1 pseudogene is annotated in these 1,048 nt (G+C 69.4%); it reads left to right on the top strand.

What is annotated here, in order from left to right:
• Positions 1-1,014: pseudogene (locus tag ACIGO8_RS34015) on the top strand (hypothetical protein); the annotation flags it as partial.
• Between the last annotated feature and the right edge of the window lie 34 nt (positions 1,015-1,048).

Below are 1,048 nucleotides of genomic sequence, written 5' to 3'. Positions count from 1 at the left end.
CCGGCCGGGAAGGTCGGCCCCGGCGGCACCAAGCTGCTGAAGGTGGCCGGCCGGGCCGGTGTGCCCGCCGAGGGCCTCACCTCGGTGGTCCTGAACGTCACCGCCACCAACGCGACCGCGGGCAGCTTCGTCTCGGTCTACCCGTACGACACGGTCCGCACGTCCGCCTCGAACCTCAACTTCCAGGCCGGGCAGACCGTCGCCAACCTGGTGACCGTGCCGGTCAAGGACGGCTACGTCGAGCTGTACAACAAGAACGGCTCGGTCGATCTGCTCGCCGACGTCGCCGGCTACTACACCGAGGGCACGGCCGGCTCCTCGTACGAGCCCGTCACGCCCAAGCGGCTGATGGACACCCGTGACGGCACCGGCGTGCCCAAGGCCAAGGTCGGCGCGGGCGGGACGGTGACCCTCACCGTCAGCGAGCCCGGCGTGACGGCCGTCGCCATGAACGTCACCGCCACCAACGCGACGGCGAGCGGCTTCGTCGCCGCCTACCCCTACGGCACCACCCGCCCGGACGTCTCCAGCCTGAACTTCACGGCCGGACGGACGGTGCCCAACCTGGTGATCGTCCCGGTCAAGGACGGCAAGGTCACCTTCTACAACCGGGCCGGGTCGGTCGACCTGATCGGCGACGTCGCCGGGTACTTCAAGCAGGGCACCGGTTCCGTCTTCACCGGCATGCAGCCCAAGCGCCTGATGGACACCCGTGACGGCACCGGCGTGCCGAAGGCCAAGGTCGGCGCGGGCGCCACGGTGAGCCTGACCGTCGGGACGAAGTACAAGGCCGTCGTCCTCAACGTCACCGCGACGAACGCGACCGAGGGCAGCTTCGTGTCGGTCTACCCGTACGGGACGACCCGGACCTCGGCCTCGAACCTCAACTTCGTGGCCGGGCAGACCGTGCCCAACGCGGTGATCGTCCCGGTCAAGGACGGCAAGATCACCTTCTACAACAAGAACGGCTCGGTCGACCTGATCGCCGACGTCACCGGCTACTACACCGGCTGACCCGGCGGGCCGGTCCCGTATCTCCCGCACCACC

The sequence above is a fragment of the Streptomyces sp. NPDC053493 genome, assembly GCF_044544825.1.
GTDB lineage: Bacteria > Actinomycetota > Actinomycetes > Streptomycetales > Streptomycetaceae > Streptomyces.
This window is presented reverse-complemented; position numbering and strand designations above follow the sequence as displayed.